The organism is Nocardiopsis eucommiae (assembly GCF_965344335.1).
GTDB lineage: Bacteria > Actinomycetota > Actinomycetes > Streptosporangiales > Streptosporangiaceae > Nocardiopsis > Nocardiopsis eucommiae.
This window is the reverse complement of the sequence record NZ_CBDRIY010000026.1, coordinates 1-23,089: the sequence shown is the minus strand read 5'-3', so window position 1 is coordinate 23,089 and position 23,089 is coordinate 1. Positions and strand designations below refer to the sequence as shown.

20 protein-coding genes are annotated in these 23,089 nt (G+C 70.8%); 16 read left to right on the top strand and 4 right to left on the bottom strand.

Annotation, left to right across the window (positions count from 1 at the left end; translation table 11 throughout):
- The first annotated feature begins 35 nt into the window (after positions 1-35).
- The 10 genes from ACRWK8_RS17305 (at position 36) to ACRWK8_RS17260 (ending at position 11,507) form a co-directional block, all read left to right on the top strand.
- Complete coding sequence (locus tag ACRWK8_RS17305) at positions 36-974, top strand: DUF5996 family protein (protein ID WP_378736117.1); 939 nt, start codon at positions 36-38, stop codon at positions 972-974.
- A gap of 109 nt (positions 975-1,083) precedes the next feature.
- Positions 1,084-1,371, top strand: a complete 288-nt coding sequence (locus ACRWK8_RS17300) for a GNAT family N-acetyltransferase (RefSeq protein WP_378736119.1) — start codon at positions 1,084-1,086, stop codon at positions 1,369-1,371.
- Positions 1,372-1,500: 129 nt separating this feature from the next.
- The gene (locus ACRWK8_RS17295; RefSeq protein WP_378736121.1) at positions 1,501-3,000 is read left to right on the top strand and encodes an alanine/glycine:cation symporter family protein; all 1,500 of its coding nucleotides are present in this window, start codon (positions 1,501-1,503) and stop codon (positions 2,998-3,000) included.
- Positions 3,001-3,222: 222 nt separating this feature from the next.
- Entirely contained in the window at positions 3,223-3,822 is a 600-nt protein-coding gene (locus tag ACRWK8_RS17290; RefSeq protein WP_378736123.1) for a GNAT family N-acetyltransferase, read from the top strand.
- A gap of 398 nt (positions 3,823-4,220) precedes the next feature.
- Positions 4,221-4,430 (top strand): heavy-metal-associated domain-containing protein, encoded by a 210-nt coding sequence (locus tag ACRWK8_RS17285; protein WP_352388309.1) that lies wholly within the window; start codon positions 4,221-4,223, stop codon positions 4,428-4,430.
- 1 nt (position 4,431) lies between these two features.
- The gene (locus ACRWK8_RS17280; RefSeq protein WP_378736126.1) at positions 4,432-4,635 is read left to right on the top strand and encodes a hypothetical protein; all 204 of its coding nucleotides are present in this window, start codon (positions 4,432-4,434) and stop codon (positions 4,633-4,635) included.
- Between the two features lie 17 nt (positions 4,636-4,652).
- A complete protein-coding gene (locus ACRWK8_RS17275) occupies positions 4,653-6,941 on the top strand; it encodes a heavy metal translocating P-type ATPase (RefSeq protein ID WP_431871506.1) in 2,289 nt (762 codons plus the stop codon).
- 246 nt (positions 6,942-7,187) lie between these two features.
- Positions 7,188-8,474 carry a cytochrome P450 family protein gene (locus ACRWK8_RS17270; protein WP_431871584.1) on the top strand — a complete coding sequence of 429 codons (1,287 nt, stop codon included), beginning with the start codon at positions 7,188-7,190 and terminating at the stop codon, positions 8,472-8,474.
- Positions 8,471-9,568 carry a cytochrome P450 family protein gene (locus tag ACRWK8_RS17265; protein ID WP_378736130.1) on the top strand — a complete coding sequence of 366 codons (1,098 nt, stop codon included), beginning with the start codon at positions 8,471-8,473 and terminating at the stop codon, positions 9,566-9,568. Before ACRWK8_RS17270 ends, ACRWK8_RS17265 begins: the two co-directional genes overlap by 4 nt.
- A 235-nt stretch (positions 9,569-9,803) precedes the next feature.
- On the top strand, positions 9,804-11,507 hold the full coding sequence (locus ACRWK8_RS17260; protein WP_431871504.1) for a serine/threonine-protein kinase: 1,704 nt from the start codon (positions 9,804-9,806) through the stop codon (positions 11,505-11,507).
- Here ACRWK8_RS17260 and gad read toward each other — a convergent pair.
- The 3 genes from gad to ACRWK8_RS17245 form a co-directional block, all read right to left on the bottom strand.
- Positions 11,504-12,904 (bottom strand): glutamate decarboxylase, encoded by a 1,401-nt coding sequence (gad, locus tag ACRWK8_RS17255; protein ID WP_378736134.1) that lies wholly within the window; start codon positions 12,902-12,904, stop codon positions 11,504-11,506. The genes ACRWK8_RS17260 and gad overlap by 4 nt on opposite strands.
- 78 nt (positions 12,905-12,982) lie before the next feature.
- Positions 12,983-13,672 (bottom strand): response regulator transcription factor, encoded by a 690-nt coding sequence (locus ACRWK8_RS17250; protein ID WP_378736136.1) that lies wholly within the window; start codon positions 13,670-13,672, stop codon positions 12,983-12,985.
- The gene (locus tag ACRWK8_RS17245) at positions 13,669-14,832 is read right to left on the bottom strand and encodes a sensor histidine kinase (RefSeq protein WP_378736138.1); all 1,164 of its coding nucleotides are present in this window, start codon (positions 14,830-14,832) and stop codon (positions 13,669-13,671) included. Before ACRWK8_RS17245 ends, ACRWK8_RS17250 begins: the two co-directional genes overlap by 4 nt.
- Positions 14,833-14,979: 147 nt before the next feature.
- Between ACRWK8_RS17245 and ACRWK8_RS17240 the strand changes: the two genes are divergently transcribed.
- Together ACRWK8_RS17240 and ACRWK8_RS17235 are read left to right on the top strand one after the other, a co-directional pair.
- Positions 14,980-15,222, top strand: a complete 243-nt coding sequence (locus ACRWK8_RS17240; protein ID WP_378736140.1) for a hypothetical protein — start codon at positions 14,980-14,982, stop codon at positions 15,220-15,222.
- Positions 15,223-15,327: 105 nt separating this feature from the next.
- Complete coding sequence (locus ACRWK8_RS17235) at positions 15,328-16,143, top strand: NAD(P)H-binding protein (RefSeq protein ID WP_378736142.1); 816 nt, start codon at positions 15,328-15,330, stop codon at positions 16,141-16,143.
- 49 nt (positions 16,144-16,192) lie between these two features.
- On the opposite strand, the gene ACRWK8_RS17230 is transcribed toward ACRWK8_RS17235, so the two are convergent.
- Positions 16,193-17,347 carry an acyl-CoA dehydrogenase family protein gene (locus tag ACRWK8_RS17230; RefSeq protein WP_431871582.1) on the bottom strand — a complete coding sequence of 385 codons (1,155 nt, stop codon included), beginning with the start codon at positions 17,345-17,347 and terminating at the stop codon, positions 16,193-16,195.
- Positions 17,348-17,468: 121 nt separating this feature from the next.
- On the opposite strand from ACRWK8_RS17230, the gene ACRWK8_RS17225 reads away from it, so the two are divergent.
- The 4 genes from ACRWK8_RS17225 to ACRWK8_RS17210 all read left to right on the top strand — a co-directional run bounded on the left by ACRWK8_RS17225 (position 17,469) and on the right by ACRWK8_RS17210 (position 23,009).
- A complete protein-coding gene (locus ACRWK8_RS17225) occupies positions 17,469-18,170 on the top strand; it encodes a TetR/AcrR family transcriptional regulator (RefSeq protein WP_378736144.1) in 702 nt (233 codons plus the stop codon).
- An 88-nt stretch (positions 18,171-18,258) separates the two neighbouring features.
- Positions 18,259-19,884, top strand: a complete 1,626-nt coding sequence (locus ACRWK8_RS17220) for a peptide chain release factor 3 (protein WP_378736146.1) — start codon at positions 18,259-18,261, stop codon at positions 19,882-19,884.
- 779 nt (positions 19,885-20,663) lie between these two features.
- Positions 20,664-21,950 carry a citrate synthase gene (locus tag ACRWK8_RS17215; RefSeq protein WP_378736148.1) on the top strand — a complete coding sequence of 429 codons (1,287 nt, stop codon included), beginning with the start codon at positions 20,664-20,666 and terminating at the stop codon, positions 21,948-21,950.
- A gap of 222 nt (positions 21,951-22,172) precedes the next feature.
- Positions 22,173-23,009, top strand: a complete 837-nt coding sequence (locus ACRWK8_RS17210) for an HdeD family acid-resistance protein (protein ID WP_431871500.1) — start codon at positions 22,173-22,175, stop codon at positions 23,007-23,009.
- Positions 23,010-23,089: the final 80 nt, after the last annotated feature.

Here is a 23,089-nt window from a genome sequence, read left to right as displayed (position 1 = left end):
CGCCGCCACGTGACCAGACCAGGAGAACCGTCACCATGGAGCTGTTCCCCGCGTTGCCGCTCGACGAGTGGTACGACACCAAGCAGACCCTGCACCGCTTCGAGCAGATCGTCGGCAAGGTCCGGCTGGCCCACAGTCCCCGCCGCAACCACTGGTGGCACGTGCCCTTCCACCTGACCGGCACGGGCGTGACGTCCCGCCCGATGGGGCTGGTGGACGGCAACCCGGTCTTCACGGTGGACTTCGACTTCGTCCGTCACGAGCTGGTGGCGTCGAACCTGGAGGGGCACACCGCGAGCTTCCCGCTCCAGGGGCACACCGTGTCCTCGTTCTACCTCCAGTTCCAGTCGGCCCTGGACAGCCTGGGCGTGGACGGCAGCGTCCCGCTGGCCACCCCCTTCGACCTCCCGGACACCGGCCGCCCCTTCGCGGAGGACGTCCAGCACGCCACCTACGTGCCCGAGCACGCCAACCGGTACTGGCGGATCCTGAGCCAGGTGAACCTCGTGCTGGAGGAGTTCGCGTCCTCCTTCTCCGGCAAGACCAGCCCGGTGCACCACTTCTGGCACACGTTCGACATCGCCGTCACCCGCTTCTCACCGCACCCGATCGACCAGCCGAGGCAGGCGGGCGCACTGGTGCGCGAGGCCTACTCGCGCGAGGTGGTCAGCTTCGGTTTCTGGTTCGGTGACGACGACGTCCCCGAACCCTGCTTCTACGCCTACGCGGCCCCCGAACCGGAGGGGCTCACCCAGGAGCCGCTCAGCCCCGTCGAGGCGGAGTGGCGGCCCAGCGGCCACGGACACCTGGCACTGCTGCGCTACGCCGACGCCCGTGAGCACCCCGATCCCCGTGCGGCGGTCCTCGGGTTCCTGGAGAGCGCCTACCGGGCCGGGGCGGGGAGGCTGGGGTGGGACATCGACGCCCTGGCGTGCCCCGGCGGCGTCACCGACCCCCACCTCGGGGGGCACTGAACCCCGGAGGGGTGTGCGTGGGCGGGTCCGGCAGGGAACATGACATCCTGTGGGGCCCACGACGCGCGCGCCACGCGCGTGCGACACGCACGAGTCAGGGGAAGTGGCCATGGAGTTGTCCGTCGTCGACGTGCCGGAACGATCGCGCTACGAGGTGAGCGCCGACGGCAGGGTGGTCGGCTTCTCCGCCTACCACCTCATCTCCGAGGGGGTCCTGGCCCTGCCGCACGTGGAGGTGGAGTCCGCCGTCGAGGGGCGGGGGGTGGCCAGCGAGCTGATGCGCCGGTCCCTGGACGAGATCCGGGAGCGGGGGCTGCGGATCGTGCCCGTCTGCCCCTTCGCCCGCGCCTTCCTCGAGCGCAACCCGGAGTACGCGGACCTCGTTCACGAGGGGTGACGCGGTCGGGACGACCGAATAACGGAAGAGTCACCATCCGGGTACAGTGCGCTCCGGATGGTGTTCCGTGCCCGTTTCGGGGCATGGGTCGGCGGTTGTCCCTGTTTGGAGCGAAGGAGCCCCACCGCCGTGCTACTGGCAGACGCAGTACCCACCCTCGACGCCCGCGTCACGGACGCGATCGGCACCTTCAACGACGACTTCTTCTGGGCGTGGGTCCTGATCCCGCTCCTGATCGTGGTGAGCGTGTACATCACCGTCCGGAGCGGGCTCGTGCAGTTCCGACTGTTCCCGGAGATGTTCCGGGTGCTGAAGAGCAAGCCCGAGGTCGCGCCCGACGGCAAGAAGGCGGTCTCCTCGCTCCAGGCCTTCTTCATCTCGGCCGCGGCCCGGATCGGCACGGGCAACATCATCGGCGTCTCGATCGCCATCTCCCTGGGAGGTCCCGGAGCGGTCTTCTGGATGTGGGCGATGGCGCTGGTGGTCTGTGGCGCGAGCTTCGTGGAGTCCACGCTCGCGCAGCTGTACAAGGTCCGCCACTCGGCGGGGTACCGGGGCGGGCCCGCCTACTACATCGAGCGCGGCCTGGGGCAGCGCTGGCTCGCCGTGGTCTTCGCGATCATCCTCATCATCACCTTCCCGATGGTGTTCAACGCGGTGCAGAGCAACACCATCACCAACACGATCGCCAACTCCGCCGGTGAGCTCGGTGCCGAGACCAACCTGCTGTTCTCCGCGATCGTGGGTGCCCTGCTGGTGGTCCTCACCGCCCTGGTGATCTTCGGCGGCGTCCGACGGATCGCCAACACCGCGCAGGCGCTCATCCCCTTCTTCGCCGGGCTGTACATCGTCATCGGTCTGATCGTCATGGCGCTGAACTGGCAGCTCGTGCCGGGCATGTTCGCCTCGATCATCCAGAACGCGTTCGGCCTGGGCGAGTTCGCGGCGGCCGCTCTGGGTGTGGTGATCATCCAGGGCGTGCGGCGGGGCATGTTCTCCAACGAGGCCGGTCTCGGTTCCGCGCCGAACGCGGCGGCCAGCGCCTCGGTCTCGCACCCGGTCAAGCAGGGCCTGGTGCAGACCCTCGGCGTCTACCTGGACACCCTGGTGGTCTGCTCGGTGACCGCCTTCATCGTCCTGCTCGGCTACCAGGGGACGCTCGACGGCACCCTGGAGGGCGACCTCACCCAGATGGCCCTGATGTCCATGCTCGGGCCCTGGGCGCTGCACCTCATGACCCTCATCATCTTCCTGGTCGCGTTCACCTCGGTGCTCGGCAACTACTACTACGGCGAGTCCAACATCGAGTACCTGACCGGCAACGGGAACGTGCTGTTCGGCTACAAGGTCGTCTTCCTCGTCGCCACCTTCCTGGGGTCGCTGGGTTCGATCGACCTGATCTGGACCCTGGCGGACACCACGATGGGCATGATGGCGCTGGTCAACCTGATCGCCATCACCCCGCTGACGGTGATCGCCTGCCGTCTGCTCAAGGACTACACGGACCAGCGCAAGCAGGGCCTGGACCCGGTCTTCACCAGGGACCGGATGCCGGACGTGCGCGGGGTGGAGTGCTGGGAGCCGGCCGAGGACGCCGAGGTCCGGGAGAAGGAGGGGCTCTCCTCCTGACCGAGGGCCGACGGGGGCGCGTCCGAGCGGTTCGGGCGTGCCCCCGTGTGCTTCCCAGGGGTCCCCGACGGCTCAGGCGGCGCTGGGTTCACTTCCGAAAGCACACAAATCCCTAACGGTAGGAGCTTTCAGGCATCCGTGTTCTTTCGGTCACCGCGGATCATCGCTAGTGTGCTGGATCACAGTTGTGGCGGTCAGAGTTGTGTCTCGCGAGGGAGTCCGATGTCCATCGTCTCAATCGAGCCCGCCACCGCCGAGCGGTGGGATGACCTGGAGAACCTGTTCGGACCGACCGGAGCGTACGGGCACTGTTGGTGCACGTTCTTCCGAAGACGCGCCAAGGACCACACGGCGAGCGTGTCCTGCGACCGGTCCACGCGGGGTCTGGACAACAAGGAGGAGTTGCGTCGACTGACCCAGGACGGTCGTGTCCCCGGGCTGATCGCCTATGACGGGGACGGCCCCTGCGGCTGGGTCTCTGTGGCGCCGCGGGAGGACTTCATCCGCCTGTCCCGCTCGCGGACGCTGCGCCCGGCCGATCCCGACGAACCCGGGGTGTGGTCCCTGGTGTGCTTCTGGCTGCCGCCGCGCAGACGCAAGCGCGGAATGGGCAGCCGCCTGCTGGACGGTGCGATCGAGTACGCCCGTGCGGGCGGGGGGAGGGTCCTGGAGGCCTACCCCGTGGACACGGCGGGCGGGCGCGCCCCCAGCGCCGAGGTCTACACCGGCACGGTCGAGATGTTCCGCAGGGCCGGGTTCACGCTGGAGGGGCACCATCTGAGTGAGCGTGTGGTGGCCCGGCTGGAGCTCAAGGCCGAGTAGCCCACCCCCGCGGCCGAGTCCCCGATCCCCCAGTCCCCCGTCACCCCCTTCCGCTCCTCCCTCCTCCGGCCGCCCGGACGGTGTCCGACAAACGGGGGGAGGGTATCCGGAACACGACTTCTCCCGGTCAGCGCGGGTACGTCGCCAGAACGGCGGCCCCGGGGTGTCCGATGATCCAAGGGGTCCCCGCGCGCGTCGCGGGGGCCCCTTCTCGTGCGCCCGTCCGCTCCTGCCAGGGGTTCCATCGACTCCTGGTACCCCCCTGGGGTACGCTGGGCCGCGTGTTCCGCGTCGAGGTGGCGCCGGTGTTTGACAGGCATATACCCCAGGGGGGTATATTGGGCCTCGTAGGAACGCGAGGCCGCGCACCTGCGCGGCAGAACCACCAGGAGGCAGCAATGGCCAGCACCGCCGTCTACACCGTCGAGGGCATGAGCTGCGGACACTGCGTCAACTCGGTCACCGAGGAGGTCAGCGGGATCACCGGCGTCACCGACGTCAAGGTCGACCTGGAGAGCAGGAGCGTCACCGTCACCGCCGAGAGCCGGATCGACGACGCGGCCGTGCGCGCCGCGATCGACGAGGCCGGGTACGAGGTGGCGAGCTGACATGGGTGTGACCGCGAAGCTCGCGCTGTACGCGGTGGGTCTCGTGGTCGTGTTCGTCGCGGCGTTCGGGGTCGGCACGCTCGTCGGCCCCGTCCTGCCGGACCAGACCGGAGGGTCCACGGAGAGCGTGGAGTACCCGGCCCCCGCCGAACAGGACCACGACGGCACCGAGCGGGACCACGCCGACGACGGCGTCGACCACTGACCATCCTGGAGCGGCATATGAGTAGCAGCAAGACGGCGTCCGCCGCGGTGGAGCCGGTGGAACTGGCGATCGGCGGGATGACCTGCGCGGCCTGTGCCAACCGGGTGGAGAAGCGCCTCAACAAGGTGGAGGGTGTCACCGCCACCGTCAACTTCGCGACGGAGAAGGCCCGTGTCACCTTCGAGGGCGCGGCGGTCCCGGTCGAGGACCTGGTCGCCCAGGTCGAGAGGGCGGGCTACACCGCCACCGTGCCACGGACCGAACCCGAGACCACCGGCGGCGCGGCCGACCCGGCCGACCCCACCCAGGCCCTGTGGAACCGCGCCCTGGTCTCCCTCGTGCTGTCCGTCCCCGTCATCGCGATGGCGATGGTCCCGGCACTCCAGTTCACCTACTGGCAGTGGGCCTCGCTCGCCCTGGCCGCGCCGGTCGTGGTCTGGGGCGCACTGCCCTTCCACGTCGCCGCGTGGAAGAACCTCAGGCTGGGCACCGCCACCATGGACACCCTGGTCTCCCTGGGTGTCACCTCGGCCTTCCTGTGGTCCCTCTACGCCCTCTTCCTGGGCACGGCGGGAACCCCGGGCATGACCCACCCCTTCGAGTTCACCATCGCCCGCACCGACGGGTCCGGCAACGTCTACCTGGAGGTCGCGGCGGGCGTCACCTCCTTCATCCTCCTCGGGAAGTTCTTCGAGGCGCGCTCCAAGCGCCGCGCCGGGGCGGCCCTGCGCGCGCTCCTGGAGATGGGCGCCAAGGAGGTCGCCGTCCTGCGCGGTACCGGCGGCGCGGCCCGCGAGGAGCTGGTCCCCGTGGACCAGCTCGCGGTCGGTGACCGCTTCGTGGTCCGCCCCGGCGAGAAGATCGCCACGGACGGCACCGTGGAGGAGGGCACCTCCGCCGTCGACATGAGCATGCTCACCGGCGAGTCCGTCCCGGTCGAGGTCGCACCCGGCTCCGCCGTGGTCGGGGCCACCGTCAACGCGGGCGGCCGACTGGTCGTGCGGGCCTCCCGGGTCGGCTCCGACACCCAGCTCGCGCAGATGGCGCGCCTGGTCGAGGACGCCCAGAACGGCAAGGCCGCGGTGCAGCGGCTCGCCGACCGGGTCTCGGGGGTGTTCGTGCCCGTCGCCATCATGATCGCCGTCGCCTCGCTCGGGTTCTGGCTCGGCACCGGCGACCCGGTCGGGGCGGCCTTCACCGCCGCCGTGGCCGTGCTGATCATCGCCTGCCCCTGCGCCCTCGGACTGGCCACCCCGATGGCCCTGATGGTGGGCACCGGGCGCGGCGCCCAGCTCGGCATCCTGATCAAGGGCCCCGAGGTGCTGGAGAGCACCCGGCGGGTGGACACCGTGGTGCTGGACAAGACCGGCACCGTCACCACCGGAAGGATGGCCCTGGCCGGTGTCACCGTCGCCGAGGGGGAGGACGAGGACGAGGTCCTGCGCCTGGCGGGCGCCCTGGAGAACGCCTCCGAGCACCCCATCGCCCGCGCCGTCGCCACGGGGGCCGTGGTGCGGGTCGGGGACCTGCCCACCCCGGAGGACTTCGGCAACGTCGAGGGCCTGGGCGTCCAGGGCGTCGTGGAGGGCCACGCCGTCCTCGTGGGACGGGCCGCGCTCCTGGACGAGTGGTCCCAGCCCCTGACCGACGACCTGACCCGGGCCATGCGGGCCGCCGAGTCCGAGGGCCGCACCGCCGTCGCGGTCGGCTGGGACGGCCGGGCCCGGGGCGTCCTGGTGGTGTCCGACACCGTCAAGCCGACCAGCGCCGAGGCGGTCCGCCAGTTCCGCGACCTCGGGCTCACCCCGATCCTGCTGACCGGCGACAACGAGGCGGTGGCCCGCTCGGTCGCCGCCGAGGTGGGCATCGACGAGGTCGTCGCGGAGGTTCTGCCCAAGGACAAGGTGGACGTGGTCACCCGGCTCCAGTCCGAGGGCCGCACGGTCGCCATGGTCGGTGACGGCGTCAACGACGCCGCCGCGCTCGCCCAGGCCGACCTCGGGCTCTCCATGGGCACCGGCACCGACGTGGCCATCGAGGCCAGCGATCTCACCCTGGTCCGGGGGGACCTCCGGGCGGCCGCCGACGCGGTCCGGCTGTCCCGGCGCACGCTCGGCACCATCAAGGGCAACCTGTTCTGGGCCTTCGCCTACAACACCGCGGCGCTGCCCCTGGCCGCGATGGGCCTGCTCAACCCGATGCTCGCCGGTGCGGCGATGGCGTTGTCGAGCGTGTTCGTGGTGACCAACAGTCAGCGGTTGCGCCGGTTCCGCCCACTGGCCGGAACCGGTCAGATCGACACGTAGTAGTGGCAATGTGACTCAGGTCTCGCCTCCTTCGCGGGCGGGCCGCTAGGGTTGCGCGGAACCCCACCCCCGTGGGGCTCCGCGTCGATCCGGGCGGCCCGCCCGCGAAGCGTCGTCCACGACACGAGCACGAGAGAGGACGTCAGCTCCGCAGCCGCCCCCCGCACAGCCGAGGTCCCTTCCGTGACATCTGGATGCCCCCGCGCGAAGCTGTACCACCACGAAGCGCGACCCGACCCCTACGCCGTGTACGAACGCATGCGCGCCGAGCACGGCCCGGTGGTCCCGGTGGAGCTCGAACCCGGTGTGCACGGGTGGCTCGTCACCGACTACACCACCCTCATCTCGTGGTCGCGGGACACCACCACGTTCGGGCACGACGCCCGCCTTTGGAAGGACTTCCACGAGGGGCGCGTCAGCGCCGACGCGGCGGTCCTGCCCATGATGGCTCCCCGCCCCAACGCCCTCTTCGTGGACGGCACCGAGCACCAGCGCTACCGCAGGGCGATCACCGACAGCCTCGGCGCGATCGGCTCCGACCGCTGGGTCGAGGTCACCGCACGCTACGCGAACGGGCTCATCGACCAGTTCTGCGAGCGCGGCCGGGCCGACGCCCTCAACGAGTACGCCCGGATGCTTCCCCTGCTCGTCATCAACGAGCTGTTCGGGTTCGACCGCGACCAGGGCGTGCGCTTCGTGGAGGCCATGCGCAACCTGTGGCTGGGCGTCGACACGGAGCGGTCCAACGCCCAGGCGGAACGGGCGCTGTCCGAGGTGGTCACCGCCAAGCACCGCTACCCCGGCGACGACGTCACCACCCGCCTCATCCGGCACCGCGCCGCGCTCACCGACGAGGAGGTGATCATGCAGCTCCTGCTGGTGGTCGCCGCCGCCAACGAGCCGACCGCCAACCTCATCAACGCGGGCGTGCGCGAGGTCCTGGCCGACCCCAACGCGCCGACCGACCGCGCGCCCTCCCCGACGATGCTGGCCGACATCGTCGACCGGGTGCTGTGGCGCGACCCGCCCATCACCAACTACCCCGTCATCTACCCGCGCGTGGACGTGCCGCTCGACGGCGGCCGCACCATCGAGGCGGGTTCCCCGATCCTGCTGGGCTTCGCGGCGGCCAACCGCTTCTACGTGGAGGAGAACGCGGAGCGGATGGAGGAGTCCCGCAACCGGGCCCACGTGGCCTGGGGCGCCGGACCGCACCGCTGCCCGGCACGCGAGGAGGCCACCACGATCACGATGGTCGCGCTGCGCACCCTCCTCGACCGCCTGCCGGGGCTCAGGGTGGAGGTGCCGCCGGAGGACCTGCGCTGGCAGCTGTCCGCCCTGTCCTGGATCCCCGTCACCCTTCCCGTGCGCTTCACCCCCCAGATCCCCCCGCCCCCCACCCCCGTCGAAGGAACTCCATGGAACGCGTCGGACTCGCGCCCGGAAACCTCCGCGCGCAGAGCACCCACCTCCGGAAGATCGCCCCTGTCGTCCCTGTCCAGCTTCCTGGTGAGGTTGACGCGTGGGTCGTGACCACCCACGAGGCCGTCAGCGCGGCCTTGGCCGACCCGCGTGTGCAGAAGGACAAGAAGTACTGGACGGCCTTCAACGCCGGGGAGATCCCGGCGGACTGGCCGCTGATCTCGTGGATCATCAACGAGAACATGCTCTCCAAGGACGGTGAGGACCACACCCGTCTGCGCCGACTCGTCTCCAAGGCCTTCACCCCGCGCCGGGTCGAACTGCTGCGCGGGGGAGTCGTCGCCATCGTGGAGTCGCTCCTGGACGACCTGGAGCGGGCGGCAGAGGAGAGCCCGGACGGGGTCGTGGACCTCCGGGCCGTCGTCTCCCAGCCGCTGCCGCTCACCGTGATCAGCGAGCTGTTCGGGGTGGACGAGGCGACGCGGCCCCGCCTGCACGGGCCGGTCGGCGTCTTCTTCGACCAGAGCGTCACCCCCGAGGAGGCGATGTCCACCTTCCTCGAACTGTGGGGCGTGCTCACCGAACTGGTGGAGACCAAGCGCGCCGCACCCGGCGACGACCTCACCAGCGCCCTCATCGCCGCCCGCGACGAGGAGGACCGGCTCACCGAGGACGAGCTCATCTGGAACCTGGTGCTGTTCGTCAGCGCCGGCTACGAGACCACGATGAACCTGATCTCCAACGCGGTGCGGGCGCTCACGCACCACCGCGACCAGCTCGACCTGGTCGTGGCGGGGAAGGTCGAGTGGTCCAAGGCCGTCGAGGAGGTGCTGCGCTGGGACCCGCCCGGCCAGTACGTGCCGATGCGCTACACCACGGAGGACATGGAACTGGCGGGGGTGGCGATCCCCAAGGGCGAACCGCTTCTGCTGGGCTACGGTTCGGCCAGCCGGGACGACGCCCGCCACGGGCCCACCTCCGAGGAGTTCGACGTCACCCGTGAGGACAGCTCACACCTGTCCTTCTCCCACGGCCGCCACTACTGCCTGGGGGCGAGCCTGGCCCGGATGGAGGTGAACGAGGTGCTGCCGCGCCTGTTCGCGCGCTTCCCCGACCTGGCCGTGGCCGTGGACGACGCCGACCTGGTCCCGGCGCCGTCGATCATCGCCTCCGGGGTCGACGCCCTCCCGGTCCGACTGCGCTGACCGACGCCCCCGTCCCGCCGGAGGTCACACCGACGACCTCCGGCGGGATTCGTGCACCTCAGGGAGGGTTGCGGGCGGTTCGTGCCCTGCGGGAACGGGGTTGGCACCTTCGGGAGAGCACCAAGGAGCGGGGCGGCATCCTAGACTCGGCACGGTCCCCCGGCCCTCTCGACCCCTGCCCTGTCCCGCCCTCCTCCCACGGAAGGGCACCTCCCCCGAAGAGGATCGCGCGCACATGAACAGTTCGGAATCCGACCCCGGCCGTGTCCTGGTCAACCGGTACCGCCTGGACGAGGTCATCGGCGCGGGCGGCATGGGACGGGTCTGGCGCGGCACGGACACCCTGCTCGACCGCCCGGTCGCGGTCAAGGAGCTGACCACGCCGCCGAACCTGCCTCCGCACGAGGTCGACGTCCTGCGCACCCGCATGATCCGCGAGGCCCGCAGCGCCGCCCAGCTCAGCCACCCCTCCATCATCACGGTGTTCGACGTGGCCGAGGAGGACGGCCGCCCGTGGATCGTGATGGAGCTCGTCCGGGGGCCCTCCCTCGGGGACCTCATCAAGGACGAGGGCGCGCTGGAGGTCCCCCGTGCGGCCAACGTCGGTGAGCAGATGGCCGCCGGGCTGGCCGAGGCGCACGACCGCGGCATCGTGCACCGCGACATCAAGCCCGGCAACGTGCTCATCGCTGGGAACGACCGCGCCGTCCTCACCGACTTCGGCATCGCCCACCTGGACGGTTCCACCCACCTGACCAGCACCGGACTGCTGATCGGCTCACCGAGCTACCTCGCCCCGGAGATCGCGCACGGCCGCGCGGCCACGCCCGCCTCCGACATGTGGGCGCTCGGCATCACCCTCTACCAGGCGGTGGAGGGCTCGCTGCCGTTCGACCGCCCCACCCCGATGGCGACCCTGACCGCCATCGTCACGCAGGACCTGCCGGAGACCCCCAACGCGGGAGCGCTCCGACCGGTCCTGGAGGCACTCACGGAGAAGCGTCCCGAGGACCGGCCGTCGGTCCTCGAGGTGCGGGCCCTCCTGCGGGAGATCCGGGACTCCGGTTCGACCAGCACCACCATGCTGGCTCCCTCCCTGGAACCGGCCCCGGAGGACCCCTCCGACCGGAACCGGGTGACCGACCAGGGCACCGTGCACCGCGCGGTCAGCGCCGCCGAGGCCGCGCCCGCCCCGGCTCCGCCGCCCGCCGCCGTCCCCCGACGGCCCCGGGAGCGCACGGCCGGATCGCGGAGCCGGACGCTGTTGGTCGCGGCCGCCGCCGTCGCCCTGCTGCTGGTGGTCGGCGCGACCACGCTGTTCGTCAGCATGAACCGCTCGGACGACGCCGACGCCGGGCTCGCCGGTTCCAGCGAGGAACAGGCCGCCGGAGGCGCCCCGGAGGAGGCCGCCACCGAGGAGGGGACCGAGGACACCGCCGAGGGCGACGCGGGAGCGGACGAGGAGGAGGCGCCGGAGGACGAGGAGGAGGCCGACGACCAGTGGGACTTCCTCGACCGCCACGAGGACTCCAGCGGCTTCTCCGTCGACGTTCCCGGGAACTGGGAGGTCGACCGCCAGGGCCACATGGTCTACTTCCGCAACCCGGACGGCGGGTACCTGCTGGTGGACCAGACGGACAACCCCAACGACGACGCCGGTGACGACTGGCGCGACTTCGAGCCGACCGGCCGCCAGAACTTCTCCGGCTACTCGCTGATCGGCATCGAGGACGTGGACGGCGGCTGGGCCGACGACTACGTCAGCGCCGCCGACTGGGAGTTCACCTTCAGCGGGCGCGACGGCGAGATGCACGCCATCAACCGCGGCTTCCACACCGAGGACGTCGGCTACGCCCTCTTCCTCGTCAGCGCCGACGAGCAGGACTACAACCACGAGCTCCTCGACCGCATCTCCGAGTCCTTCGAACCCGCCTCCTAGGTTCCCGGAGGGAGGACGGTCGATCCGGCGCCGTGGTTGAAGCCGCCCGCCTCGTCCCGCGTGAGCGAGGGCGTGGGCGGGTGGCCGCGCAGGTGTTCGATCGCGCGCTCCAGGTCGTTCAGGAACAGGTCGGCCATGTCGTGGCTGAACCCGTGCCGCACCAGCACGCGCTGGATGACCTCGTCCTGGCGGTCGGCGGGCAGCGGGTAGGCCGGGACCAGCCAGCCCCGGGTCCGCAGGCGGTCGGCCAGGTCGTACAGGGTGAAGGGTTCGTCACCGACCATCCGCCACGCCACGGCGCTGATGCCCCGGTCCGGGTCGCCGCCGTGGATGATCTCGAACGGGCCCATCGCGGCCACCCGCGAGGCCAGGTGCCGGGCGGTCTCCAGCTGGGCGCCGTGCACGCGCCGGTAGCCCTCGCGGCCCAGGCGGACGAAGTCGTAGTACTGCGAGATCACCTGCCCGCCGGGGCGCGAGAAGTTCAGGCTGAAGGTGGCCTCGGTCCCGCCCAGGTAGCTGACCTGGAACACGAGCTCCTCCGGCAGGTCCTCGGGGGTGCGCCAGACCGCCCACCCCGCGCCGAGCGGGGCCAGGCCGGTCTTGTGCCCGGAGGCGTTGATCGAGCGGACCCGGGGCAGCCGGAAGTCCCACACGAGGTCGGGAGTGGAGAACGGGGCGACGAAGGCGCCGTTCGCGCCGTCCACGTGGATGCGGATGTCGTGGCCGGTGCGCTCCTCGAACCGGTCGAGGGCGGCGGCGATACCCCGGACGTCCTCGAACAGCCCCGTGAAGGTCTGACCGAAGTTGCAGACCACCATGATGGTGTTCTCGTCGCAGTGGCGGTCGACGTCGTCCGGTTCCATCAGGTACCGGTCGCCCCGCAGGGGGACCTGGCGGAGCTCGACGTCGAAGTAGCGGGCGAACTTCTCCCAGCAGACCTGGACCGGGCCGCAGACGAGGTTGGGCCGGTCGGTGGGCTTCCCCTCCGCAGCGCGGCGCCGCCGCCAGGCGAACTTGGCGGCGAGCCCGCCGAGCATGGCGGCCTCGCTGGAACCGGTGGTGGAGGTGCCCGGGGCCGCGACGGGGTCGGGGGAGTGCCACAGGTCGGCCAGCATGCGCACGCAGCGCTTCTCCAGCTCCGCCGTCTGCGGGTACTCGTCCTTGTCGATCATGTTCTTGTCGAGCGACTCGTCCATGAGCCGGTGCACCTCGGGCTCCACCCAGGTGGTGCAGAAGGTGGCGAGGTTCATCCGGGAGACGCCGTCGAGCATGAGCTCGTCGTGGACCAGCTGGTAGGCCACGCGCGCCTCGGTGCCCCGTTGGGGGAAGCCCTCCTTGGGCGCGCCGCGGCGCATCAGCCGCTCCGCGTAGACGTCGGCGTCGTCGTGCTCGCCCATGGACCCCCCTCGTCCCCGTGACCGGTCACCACCAGTATGCGATCCGGAGCCCCGCTGAGCTGGGAGGACCCGCGCGGGTCAGCCCTCGTCGAGGAGCCTGGCGTCGTGCACGAGGAGGGCGATCTGCACGCGGTTGTTCAGGTCCAGCTTGGTCAGGACGCTGGACACGTGGGTCTTGACCGTCGGCACGCTCAGGAACAGCCGCGCGGCGATGTCCGCGTTGGAACGCCCCTCGCCCACCGCCACCGCCACCTCGGTCTCCCGCGCGTTCAGCAGGGACAGGCGGGCCCGGGCCCGGTCCGCGCGCCCGCCCTGGTCGCTCTGGGCGACCCGGTCCATGAGCCGCCGCGTGACGTTCGGGGACAGCACGGGGAACCCCCGCGCCACCCGCCGGACCGACTCCACGATCTCCTCCGGCGGGGTGTCCTTGAGCAGGAACCCGGCCGCCCCCGCGCGCAGGGCCCGCAGCACGTGCTCGTCGGCGTCGAAGGTGGTGAGCACCAGCACCTCAGGCGGGTCGGGGAGCGCGCGCAGCCTCTCGGTGGCGGTCAGCCCGTCCACCGTGGGCATGCGGATGTCCATCAGGACCACGTCCGGCGCGTGCCGCTCGACCAGCTCCTGGACCGCGGACCCGTCCTCGGCCTCCGCGAGCACCCGCACGTCCGGGGCGCCGCCCATCATCATCACCAGGCCGACCCGCACCAGGGCGTCGTCGTCGACGATCACCACACCGATCCGACGGTCCACGTCCCGCTCCGTTTCGCTCATGAGGGCCACGGTAGCCAGGCGGACAGGCGCCAGCCACCATCGGCGGTCGCGCCGTACTCCAGGCGGCCGGAGGCGAGGGAGACCCGCTCGGTCAGGCCGACCATGCCCTGGCCGCCGCCGGGTGCCTCCGGTGTGCGGACGGCGGGTCCGTTGCCCACCTCCACGTTCAGCCCCCGGCCCGGGGAGCCCGAGATCCGCACGGACGTGCGGGCGCCGGGCGCGTGCTTGCGGGCGTTGGTCAGCCCCTCCTGGACGATCCGGTACGCCGTGCGCCCGGTGCGTTCGGGGACCTCACCGGAGTACTCCTCCACGAAGTCCACCCCCGCACCGGTGTCCCCGGCCTCCGCCACCAGCTGGGCGAGGTCGGCCATCGTGGGCTGGGGGAGCTCGCCCACCGGCGCGCGCAGCACGCCGATCACCTCGCGCAGGTCCTGGAGGGCCTGGTGGGCGCTCTCCCGGATCACCCCGGCGGACCGGGCGACCTCCTCGGCGGGGGCGTCCGGCCGGTACTCCAGGGCTCCCGCGTGCACGCTGAGCAGGGACAGACGGTGCCCGAGGACGTCGTGGATCTCCCGGGCGATGGACTCGCGGACCCGGTGCTGGGCCTGTTCGGCGCGCAGCTGCGCCTCGGCCTCGGCGTGCGCGGCCCGCTCCCGCAGGGAGTCGAGCAGCTGGCGGCGGTGCTGCACCGACAGGCCCCACCCGGCCGCCGCTCCCTGGAACACCGCGCTCAGCAGGAACGTGGTCACCACCGGGGTCCCGTACGGGTCGGGGTGGACCAGGGCGCCCACGTAGGAGGCCAGGAAGCTCAGTCCGAGCACCGTGAGCCCCACCCTCGGAGGGCGGTGGACGCACAGGGAGAACAGGGCGACCAGCATCGCCCCACCGGCCAGCGGGAACACCCCGGAGACCGCGACCAGGGCCACCGCGATCCCCACCGGCCAGCGGCGCCGCCACCACAGGGAGGCGCAGCAGGCCAGGGCGACCAGCTGCTCGGTGACGCGCAGGGGGTCGGGCGGGGCCGGCGGCGGGGGTTCGCCGGGCAGGGTCACCGCGCCGAGGAGTCCGAAGCCCAGGGCGGTCAGGAACATCAGGGTGTCCACGACCCAGTCCCGCGCGCCGCGCCGGTACCGGTGCCGGGAGGAGGTCGTCTCGTTCATCGTCTCGGAGTCTAGGGAGTGGACGCCGCGCAGGTGGGCGGACGGGGCGGAGTCGATACCGAAGGCCGCGAGGGACGCTACTTTGGTCGTGGGGCGACCACCCTGTGCCCGATCCGCCGGAGGGGTCCCGCTTCCTAGGCTCGTGCCATGCGCAAACCACTTCGGGCCCTGGGTGTCCTCCTCGTCCTCATGGGAGTCAGCGGGGCCGTCGACCACCTCTGGACCCAGCCGATCCTCGGGATCGTGCTCAACTCCTTCCACCGCCTGGTCGTCCAGAACGTCGCGGCGCTCCAGGAGAACGCCCTGCTCGCCAACCTGGGCCTGGCCGCCCTCGGTCTCGTCCTCGTCGTCGCCGTGGAGTCGCTGGCCGCCTCCCGTGGTCGCGGCTGAGGGACGGTGCGTCCGGGCCGTTCCACCGTTCGCGCTCGTTCCGCCCCCGGGAGTGGGTACCGTCAGCAGGCGGAGCACCCGCGCGTGAACCTGGGGGATCACCCGATGAGCACACTGGTCACCGGCGCCACCGGACAGGTGGGTCGACGTGTCCTGACCGAACTGCGCAGACGCGGCCTGCCCGCCGCCGGTGCCTCCAGGGACGGTGAGGTGCGGCTGGACTGGACCGACACCACCAGCTGGGAACCGGCGCTGGAGGGGGTGGAGAGCCTCTTCGTGACCGTTCCCATGGCCAGCGGGCTGGCCGACCGGGCCGGGGCCTTCCTGGAGAGGGCGGCCGGGTCCGGGGTCCGGACGGCGGTGCTGACCACCGCGATGGGGAGTGAGAACGGGCCGCCCGACTCCGAACAGCGCGTGTTGGAGCGCCGGGTCCGCGAGCTGTTCGACCACTGGACGGTGGTCCGCCCCAACTGGCTGGACCAGGACTTCACCGAGGGCCTCTTCGCCCGGCTGGCGCGCTCGCGCAACGGGCGTCTGGAACTTCCGCTGAGCAAGCGCGCGGAGGTCAGCTTCGTGGACGCGCGCGACGTCGCCCACACCGTCGTCGCGGCTCTGACGGACGACTCCCTGCACGGCCGCGAGTACACGCTCACCGGACCCGCCCCCGTGTCCTTCCGCGACGTCGTGCGGATGACCAAGGGGACGGAGAGTCCGGTGTGGCGGTACAAGAAGGTCGACGAGGCCGGGTTCTACTTCCGGGCCACCAACATGGGCTGGTCGGACCGGTACGTGGACACCCTCAACGAGCGGTTCCGAGCCGTCGCCGACGGCCGGGCCGCCGTGGTCACCGAGGACGTCCGCCGCGCCCTGGGGCGCGACCCCGTGCCCGTGGCCAAGTTCGTGCGGGAGTCCGTGCACTGACGGGACGCCCGCCTCCCCGGGACGGGAGGCGGGCGTCCGAACGAGGCCCCTACTTCAGGAGCTGGCGGGCCATCACCATGCGCTGGATCTGGTTGGTGCCCTCGTAGATCTGGGTGATCTTGGCGTCGCGCATCATGCGCTCCAGCGGGAAGTCCTTCACGTAGCCGGCGCCGCCCAGCAGCTGCACGGCGTCGGTGGTGATCTCCATGGCGGCGTCGGAGGCGTAGCACTTGGCGGCGGCGCCGTAGAAGGCGAGGTCGTCGTCGCCGCGCTCGGACTTGGCGGCGGCCACGTAGACCATCTGCCGGGCGGTCTCCAGCTTCATGGCCATGTCCGCGAGCATGAACTGGATGCCCTGGAAGTCCGCGATCGACTTCCCGAACTGCTTGCGCTCCTTCACGTAGGCCACCGCGTGGTCCAGGGCGCCCTGGGCGATGCCGACGGCCTGCGCGCCGATGGTGACACGGGTGTGGTCCAGGGTGCGCAGGGCGATCTTGAGGCCCTCGCCCGGGGCGCCGACCATACGGTCGCCGGGGATGTGGACGTCGTCGAAGAACAGCTCGCGGGTGGGGGAGCCCTTGATGCCGAGCTTGCGCTCGGGCTCGCCCAGGGTGAACCCGGCGTCGTCGGCGTGGACCACGAACGCGGAGATGTTGCGGCCTCGCCTCCCCTCGGGGTCGGTGACGGCCAGGACGGTGTAGTACTCGCTGACACCGGCGTTGGTGATCCAGGACTTCTGGCCGTTCAGGACCCAGTCGTCGCCCTTGGGGGTGGCCAGGCTGCGCATGGCGGCGGTGTCGGAACCGGCCTCGCGCTCGGAGAGGCCGTAGGAGAACATCGCCTCGCCGCGCGCCACCGGCGGCAGGTAGCGCTGCTTGACCTCCTCGGAGGCGCCGAGGATGAGCGGCATGGTGCCGAGCTTGTTCACCGCCGGGATGAGGGAGGAGGAGGCGCACACACGGGCGACCTCCTCGATGATGACGCAGGTGGCGAGCGCGTCGGCGCCCACGCCCTCGTAGTCCTCGGAGATGTGCGCGGCGTGGAAGTCGGTGGCGATCAGGGCGTCCAGCGCGTCCTGCGGGAAGGCGGAGCGCTCGTCCACCTCGGCGGCGTGCGGGGCGATCTTGTCCTCGGCCACGGAGCGGACCGCCGCCCGCAGCTCCTCGTGCTCCTCGTTGGTCTTGAACAGGTCGAAGTCGCCCATCACGCTCTCCTCGTACTGGCACCGCGTGCCTGAATATGGCATTCGGTGCCAGAGTAGGAGATGATCGGGACGAAGTACACAGACGGGGTCGGATACCTTGGCGCCGGAACGGGAGGTGGACATGGCGACGACACGTGTGTCGACCCGCGAGGCCGTGCTGGCGGCGGTGCGCCTGTTCACCGACGAGGGGTTCGACGGCACCACCATGGACGGCATCGCCGCCGCCACGGGCGTGAGCCGCCGCAGCCTCTTCCGCAGGTTCGGCTCCAAGGAGGACCTCCTCTTCGCTGAGCACGACGAACTCTTCGAGACGGTCGTGCGCTACATGGACGCCTCCCCCGATCCCCCCGCGGACACGGTGGTCGCCGCCGCGCGCCTGGTCTTCCAGGGCTACGTGCGCGACCCCGAGATCACCGTCCCCCGGTACCGGCTGGTCCGCGCCCACCCCCGCCTGCGCGACCGGGAGGTGGCGATGACCGCGCGCTACCAGGCCGCGTTCAGCCGCCACCTGGCCCACAGCGCCGGGCACGACCGACCGTCCCTGGAGGACGAGATGGTCGCGGCGGCCGTCATCGCCGCCCACAACCACGTGCTGCGCGGCTGGCTGCGCGAGCCCGACGGCGGGCGGGTCTGGGAACGCTTCGACCAGGCGATGACCAGGGTCACCGACCTCGCCGCGCCCCTGCTCGGCGGCCCGGACGACGCGCCCGAGCGGGGCGGCGAGGCCCACGGCGAACGGGTCCTGGTGGCGGTCTATCCGCGGGGGGCGGACACCTCCGACCTGCTGCGACGCGTCTCGGAAGCGGTCGAGCGGGAGCGCTAGCCCGATCGGGTCCCAGCCACGTCCGTGCGCGCGTAGGCTGGACGGGGCCGAAAGCAGGGCAGCGAACGAGGCGGGGCGGACAGCGCAGATGAGCGTGGACACGGCGGGAGCGACCAAGCAGGAGTCCGAGGTCGCCCATGAGGCGGAGCGGCGGCGGACCTTCGCGGTCATCTCCCACCCCGACGCCGGTAAGTCGACGCTGACCGAGGCGCTGGCACTGCACGCCGCGGCGATCTCCTCCGCCGGCGCGGTGCACGGCAAGGGCGACCGCAAGGGCGTCACCTCGGACTGGATGGACATGGAGCAGGACCGGGGGATCTCCATCACCTCGGCCGCGCTGCGCATCGACTACGACGACCGTGTCCTCAACCTGCTGGACACCCCCGGTCACGCCGACTTCTCCGAGGACACCTACCGGGTGCTCTCGGCGGTCGACTGCGCGATCATGCTGCTGGACTCGGCCAAGGGCCTGGAGCCGCAGACCCTCAAGCTCTTCGACGTGTGCCGTGCCCGGAAGATGCCGGTCATCACGTTCGTCAACAAGTGGGACCGTCCGGGCCGAGAGCCGCTGGAGCTCCTGGACGAGATCGAGCAGCGCATCGGCCTGCGCCCGACCCCGTTGAACTGGCCGGTCGGCATCGCGGGCGACTTCCGCGGCCTGGTCGACCGCACCAGCGGCACGTACACCAAGATGACCCGGACCCCCGGCGGCGCCCAGAAGGCGATCGAGGAGGTCCTGGACGCGGACCGCGCCGCCGAGGTCGAGCTCGACGCCTGGACGCAGGCCCAGGAGGAGATCGAGCTCCTGGAGGCGCTCGGCGCCGACTTCGACCACGAGTCCTTCATGGCGGGCGAGTCCTCCCCGGTGCTCTTCGGCGCCGCGCTCTCCAACTTCGGGGTGGGCCAGCTGCTGGACACGGTCGTGGGCCTGGCCCCCGCGCCGTCGGCCAAGGTCGACGACAAGGACCGGCCGCGCCGGGTGGAGCAGCCCTTCTCCGGCCAGGTCTTCAAGATGCAGGCCAACATGGACAAGAACCACCGGGACCGGATGGCGTTCGTGCGGGTCAGCTCGGGCCGGTTCGACCGGGGCATGGTGCTCACGCACGCGCCCACCGGTCGCCCCTTCGCCACCAAGTACACCCAGGCGGTGTTCGGCTCGGACCGCTCCACCATCGACACGGCCTACCCGGGTGACGTGATCGCCCTGGTCAACGCGCACGCGCTGGCGGTGGGGGACACCCTCTTCGACGGTCCGAAGGTCGCCTTCCCGCCGATCCCCAGCTTCGCGCCCGAGCACTTCGTGGTGGCGCGCGCGGTGGACGCGGGCAAGTACAAGCAGTTCCAGCGGGGTATCGCCCAGCTCGACGCCGAGGGCGTGGTGCAGGTGCTCACCTCGGACGTGCGAGGCGAGCAGGCCCCGGTGCTGGCGGCGGTCGGCCCGCTCCAGTTCGACGTGGTCAGGCACCGGATGGAGCAGGAGTTCCGCAGCCCGATCGAGGCCTCCCCCCTGGAGTACTCGGTGGCGCGGCGCACCGACGAGGAGTCCGCGCCGACCCTGCACTCGCTGTCCGGGGCCGAGGTCCTGCGCCGCCGCTCGGACGGTGAACTGCTGGTGCTGGTCCACAACAAGTGGCGTCTGCGCGTGATCGAGCGGGACCACCCGTCGCTGTTCATGCAGGCGTTGCTCGCTGGTGGTGTCGACGAGGGCGAGTAGCCCCCGGTCACCGGCTGTCAACGCGGGGGTCGGATTTTCCGGCATTGTGCGAGGACATTGTTTACCGGCGGTGAATGCCGGTCACCCGTTGTCGACTTCGGTCACGTTCGGTGTGCCATTCACTGCCCCGTTCGGGCCCCTCGGCCCGGACGTGACGAGGGGGACGAACACCACGTCGCGGACGCGTGTGAACTCTCGTGCCCTGGGCACATACTCAGGTCCCCGGAGCGCCGGGGAAGGCGCCCGACGCGTCGCCGCCGCACCCCGACCGGGCGCGGCAGAGGCCAAGATCACCGAGTCGGGGGTGCCCCGCCTCAGCCCTTGTGATCAGGGCGAAGGTACTCTGATAGCAGGCCGCTAGGGCGTGTTCGAACACCTGGCCGCACCGAGTTCTGTTCGGGTCTGTCCGCATCTGTGAAGCGCGGGCCGAAGGACGGGCCCACGTGCGTCCCACGTGGGGTTCGGTGCGCCCAGGGGACCGGTTCAGGAGACCAGGGGCGGGTGGCGGGAGAACCCCGTCGGCGTCCGTGAAGTCTCAGGGCGATCACGACGTTATCGACGTTCGGCAAAGTCTGTAAATCTTCACTCGGTGGTAATTCTGATCACGTCTGGGTATGTGTTGCATGTCACCTGTTCGTGAATCGGTGAAACTTATATGATTTTGCTTAACCGTCGTTTAACAAAACAGAACAATAACGAGTGAACAAGATCGCGGCGGCGGATCGCCTCGCGTCTGACGCACCTCACGTATCCCCCGCCTGGAAAGGTTGACCTCGGGCATGAGCGATGACAAAGAGCGCACGGTGGAGCTCCACTACGAGGGCGGCGTGCTGAAGCTGCCGGTTTTCACCGGTACCGAGGGTGAGAGCACCATCGAGCTGAAGACCCTGCTGGGGTCGACCGGTATGACGACCCTGGATCCCGGGTTCGGCAACACCGCTTCGTGTAGCTCGAAGATCACCTACATCGATGGGGCCGCGGGCATCCTGCGTTATCGCGGGTACCCGATCGAGGACCTCGCGGTACACAGCACCTTCCTTGAGACCGCCTACCTGGTGATCTACGGCGAGCTGCCGGAACCCGGCCAGCTCAAGGAGTTCTCCGAGAAGCTGCGCGACAACGCCGACATCCCGGCCGAGATGGGCGCGTTCATCGACGCGATGCCCCGCAACGGGCACCCCATGGCGCTGATCGCCAGCGCCGTGAACACCCTCGCCGCGTACTACGACGACAGCGTCGACCCGGACGACGAGGACCAGGTCGAGCTCGCCACGATCCGGCTGATGGCCAAGCTGCCGACGATCGCGGCCCGCATCTACCGCAACTCCATCGGTGAGACCCCGATCGAGCCGGACGCCTCGCTCGACTACGTCGACAACTTCATCCGGATGACCTTCGGGGACAAGGCCCCCACCGGTGAGCTCGGCGAGCTGTTCAACAAGGCCGTCGGCATGCTGCTGGTGCTGCACGCCGACCACGAGCTGAACTGCTCCACCGCCACCGTGCGGGTGGTCGGTTCCTCCAAGGCCGACATCTACGCCAGCGTCGCCTCGGGTGTGAACGCCCTGTCCGGCCCGTCCCACGGCGGCGCCAACCAGGCCGTCCTGGAGATGCTGGAGGAGATCCGCGACTCCGGTATCTCGATCGAGGACTTCCTGGAGAAGGTCAAGGCCCGCGAGATGCGTCTCATGGGCTTCGGCCACCGGGTCTACAAGAACTTCGACCCGCGCAGCAAGGAGATCAAGGTTCTGGCCAGCCAGATCCTCGACAGCCACGACAACCCCGACGAGCTCTTCGCGCTGGCCCTCAAGCTCGAGGCCGCCGCGCTCCAGGACTCGTACTTCACGGAGCGCAAGCTCTACCCGAACGTCGACTTCTACACCGGCGTCATCTACCGCACCATGGGCTTCCCGAGCAACATGTTCACCGTGCTGTTCGCCATCGGCCGCCTGCCCGGCTGGGTCGCCCACTACCGCGAGCAGCTGCACGACCCGGCCTTCCGGATCGCCCGCCCGCGTCAGCACTACGTCGGCTCCGACGAGCGCCGTTACCCCGGCCAGGGCTAGCTCCCGCCGCAGTGCCCCGACCGCCCGCCCACGTCACCGACGAGGGCGGGCGTTCGAGCGTCCCGGCCCCGTGCGACCAGCGCCCGCCCCAGCCGGTACCAGGTGAAGAACTTCCCTTTCCGTGTATTTTGCGCACTTTCTGTCATCCGTATGCGACGTTGAGGGAAGTGGCAGAGCGTGACCCCGTAACGAGCGGGACCACACGAGGAAGGGGGCCTGGTCATGGTCCGGTACGCGTTGACAGGCAACATACTCGGAGATCTGAGCCGACACTGGTGGGTCCTGGTCGTACGCGGTGTGGTCGCGGTGGTCTTCGGTCTGGTGGCCCTGGTCTGGCCCGGCGCGAGCCTGCTGGCCCTGGCGATCATCTTCGGTGCCTTCGCGCTGGTGGACGGGGTCGCGCTCGCGTTCACCGCCTACCGTGCCGCCCCGGGGACCCGCATGCCGCTGGGCGTCCAGGCCGGACTGAGCATCGTCCTGGGTCTGCTCGCCCTCACCTGGCCCATGGCGGCGGTCCTCGCCATCGTCTTCCTGATCGGTGCCTGGGCGATCGTCACCGGTGTCGCGGAGATCGTCACCGCCGTGCGCCTGCGCGCCCACGTCAGCTCCGAGTGGCTGCTGATCTTCGTCGGCGCCCTCTCGGTGATCTTCGGTCTCCTGGTGTGGTTCTGGCCGCTGGCGGGCGCCGAGGCGATCATGCTGGTCGTCGGTGTCTACGCCATCGTGTTCGGTGTGGTCATGGCGGTCGCGGGCTTCCAGCTGCGCGGCGCGGCGGACGGCGCGGTGCCGACCGGTGAGCAGGACACCGTGGCCGACGCCGGCCTCGACGGGGCCGACGACGGGACGGAGGCCGCCGAGCGGCCCGGCACGGAGACCTCCGGGGACGCCGACCGGCCGGTGAGCGCGTTCGACGAGGGGTACGCGGGCGGTTACACCGACGGTTACCGGGGCGAGGGGCGTGACGCGGAGCCCGACCCCGGGGACGACGGGACGGCCACGCCCCGCACGGGACGCCACCGGGCCCCGAAGGACGGGCCGAACAACCCCGGGACCCCGTAGGAGGGGCAGGAGGGGCTCAGCCGCCGCTGACGAGGAGGGGGGGGGGGGGGGGGGGGGGGGGGGGGGGGGGGGGGGGGGGG

Bases quoted from the DNA above. Each gene is read 5' to 3' on its own strand.
- ACRWK8_RS17230 (WP_431871582.1), bottom strand. From the start codon at position 17,347: ATGGGCGACTTCGACCTGTTCAAGACCAACGAGGAGCACGAGGAGCTG.
- ACRWK8_RS17300 (WP_378736119.1), top strand. From the start codon at position 1,084: ATGGAGTTGTCCGTCGTCGACGTGCCGGAACGATCGCGCTACGAGGTG.
- ACRWK8_RS17240 (WP_378736140.1), top strand. From the start codon at position 14,980: ATGCGCAAACCACTTCGGGCCCTGGGTGTCCTCCTCGTCCTCATGGGA.
- ACRWK8_RS17210 (WP_431871500.1), top strand. From the start codon at position 22,173: ATGGTCCGGTACGCGTTGACAGGCAACATACTCGGAGATCTGAGCCGA.
- ACRWK8_RS17245 (WP_378736138.1), bottom strand. From the start codon at position 14,832: ATGAACGAGACGACCTCCTCCCGGCACCGGTACCGGCGCGGCGCGCGG.
- ACRWK8_RS17290 (WP_378736123.1), top strand. From the start codon at position 3,223: ATGTCCATCGTCTCAATCGAGCCCGCCACCGCCGAGCGGTGGGATGAC.
- gad (WP_378736134.1), bottom strand. From the start codon at position 12,904: ATGGGCGAGCACGACGACGCCGACGTCTACGCGGAGCGGCTGATGCGC.
- ACRWK8_RS17275 (WP_431871506.1), top strand. From the start codon at position 4,653: ATGAGTAGCAGCAAGACGGCGTCCGCCGCGGTGGAGCCGGTGGAACTG.
- ACRWK8_RS17280 (WP_378736126.1), top strand. From the start codon at position 4,432: ATGGGTGTGACCGCGAAGCTCGCGCTGTACGCGGTGGGTCTCGTGGTC.
- ACRWK8_RS17250 (WP_378736136.1), bottom strand. From the start codon at position 13,672: ATGAGCGAAACGGAGCGGGACGTGGACCGTCGGATCGGTGTGGTGATC.
- ACRWK8_RS17285 (WP_352388309.1), top strand. From the start codon at position 4,221: ATGGCCAGCACCGCCGTCTACACCGTCGAGGGCATGAGCTGCGGACAC.
- ACRWK8_RS17225 (WP_378736144.1), top strand. From the start codon at position 17,469: ATGGCGACGACACGTGTGTCGACCCGCGAGGCCGTGCTGGCGGCGGTG.
- ACRWK8_RS17260 (WP_431871504.1), top strand. From the start codon at position 9,804: ATGAACAGTTCGGAATCCGACCCCGGCCGTGTCCTGGTCAACCGGTAC.
- ACRWK8_RS17235 (WP_378736142.1), top strand. From the start codon at position 15,328: ATGAGCACACTGGTCACCGGCGCCACCGGACAGGTGGGTCGACGTGTC.
- ACRWK8_RS17215 (WP_378736148.1), top strand. From the start codon at position 20,664: ATGAGCGATGACAAAGAGCGCACGGTGGAGCTCCACTACGAGGGCGGC.
- ACRWK8_RS17220 (WP_378736146.1), top strand. From the start codon at position 18,259: ATGAGCGTGGACACGGCGGGAGCGACCAAGCAGGAGTCCGAGGTCGCC.
- ACRWK8_RS17305 (WP_378736117.1), top strand. From the start codon at position 36: ATGGAGCTGTTCCCCGCGTTGCCGCTCGACGAGTGGTACGACACCAAG.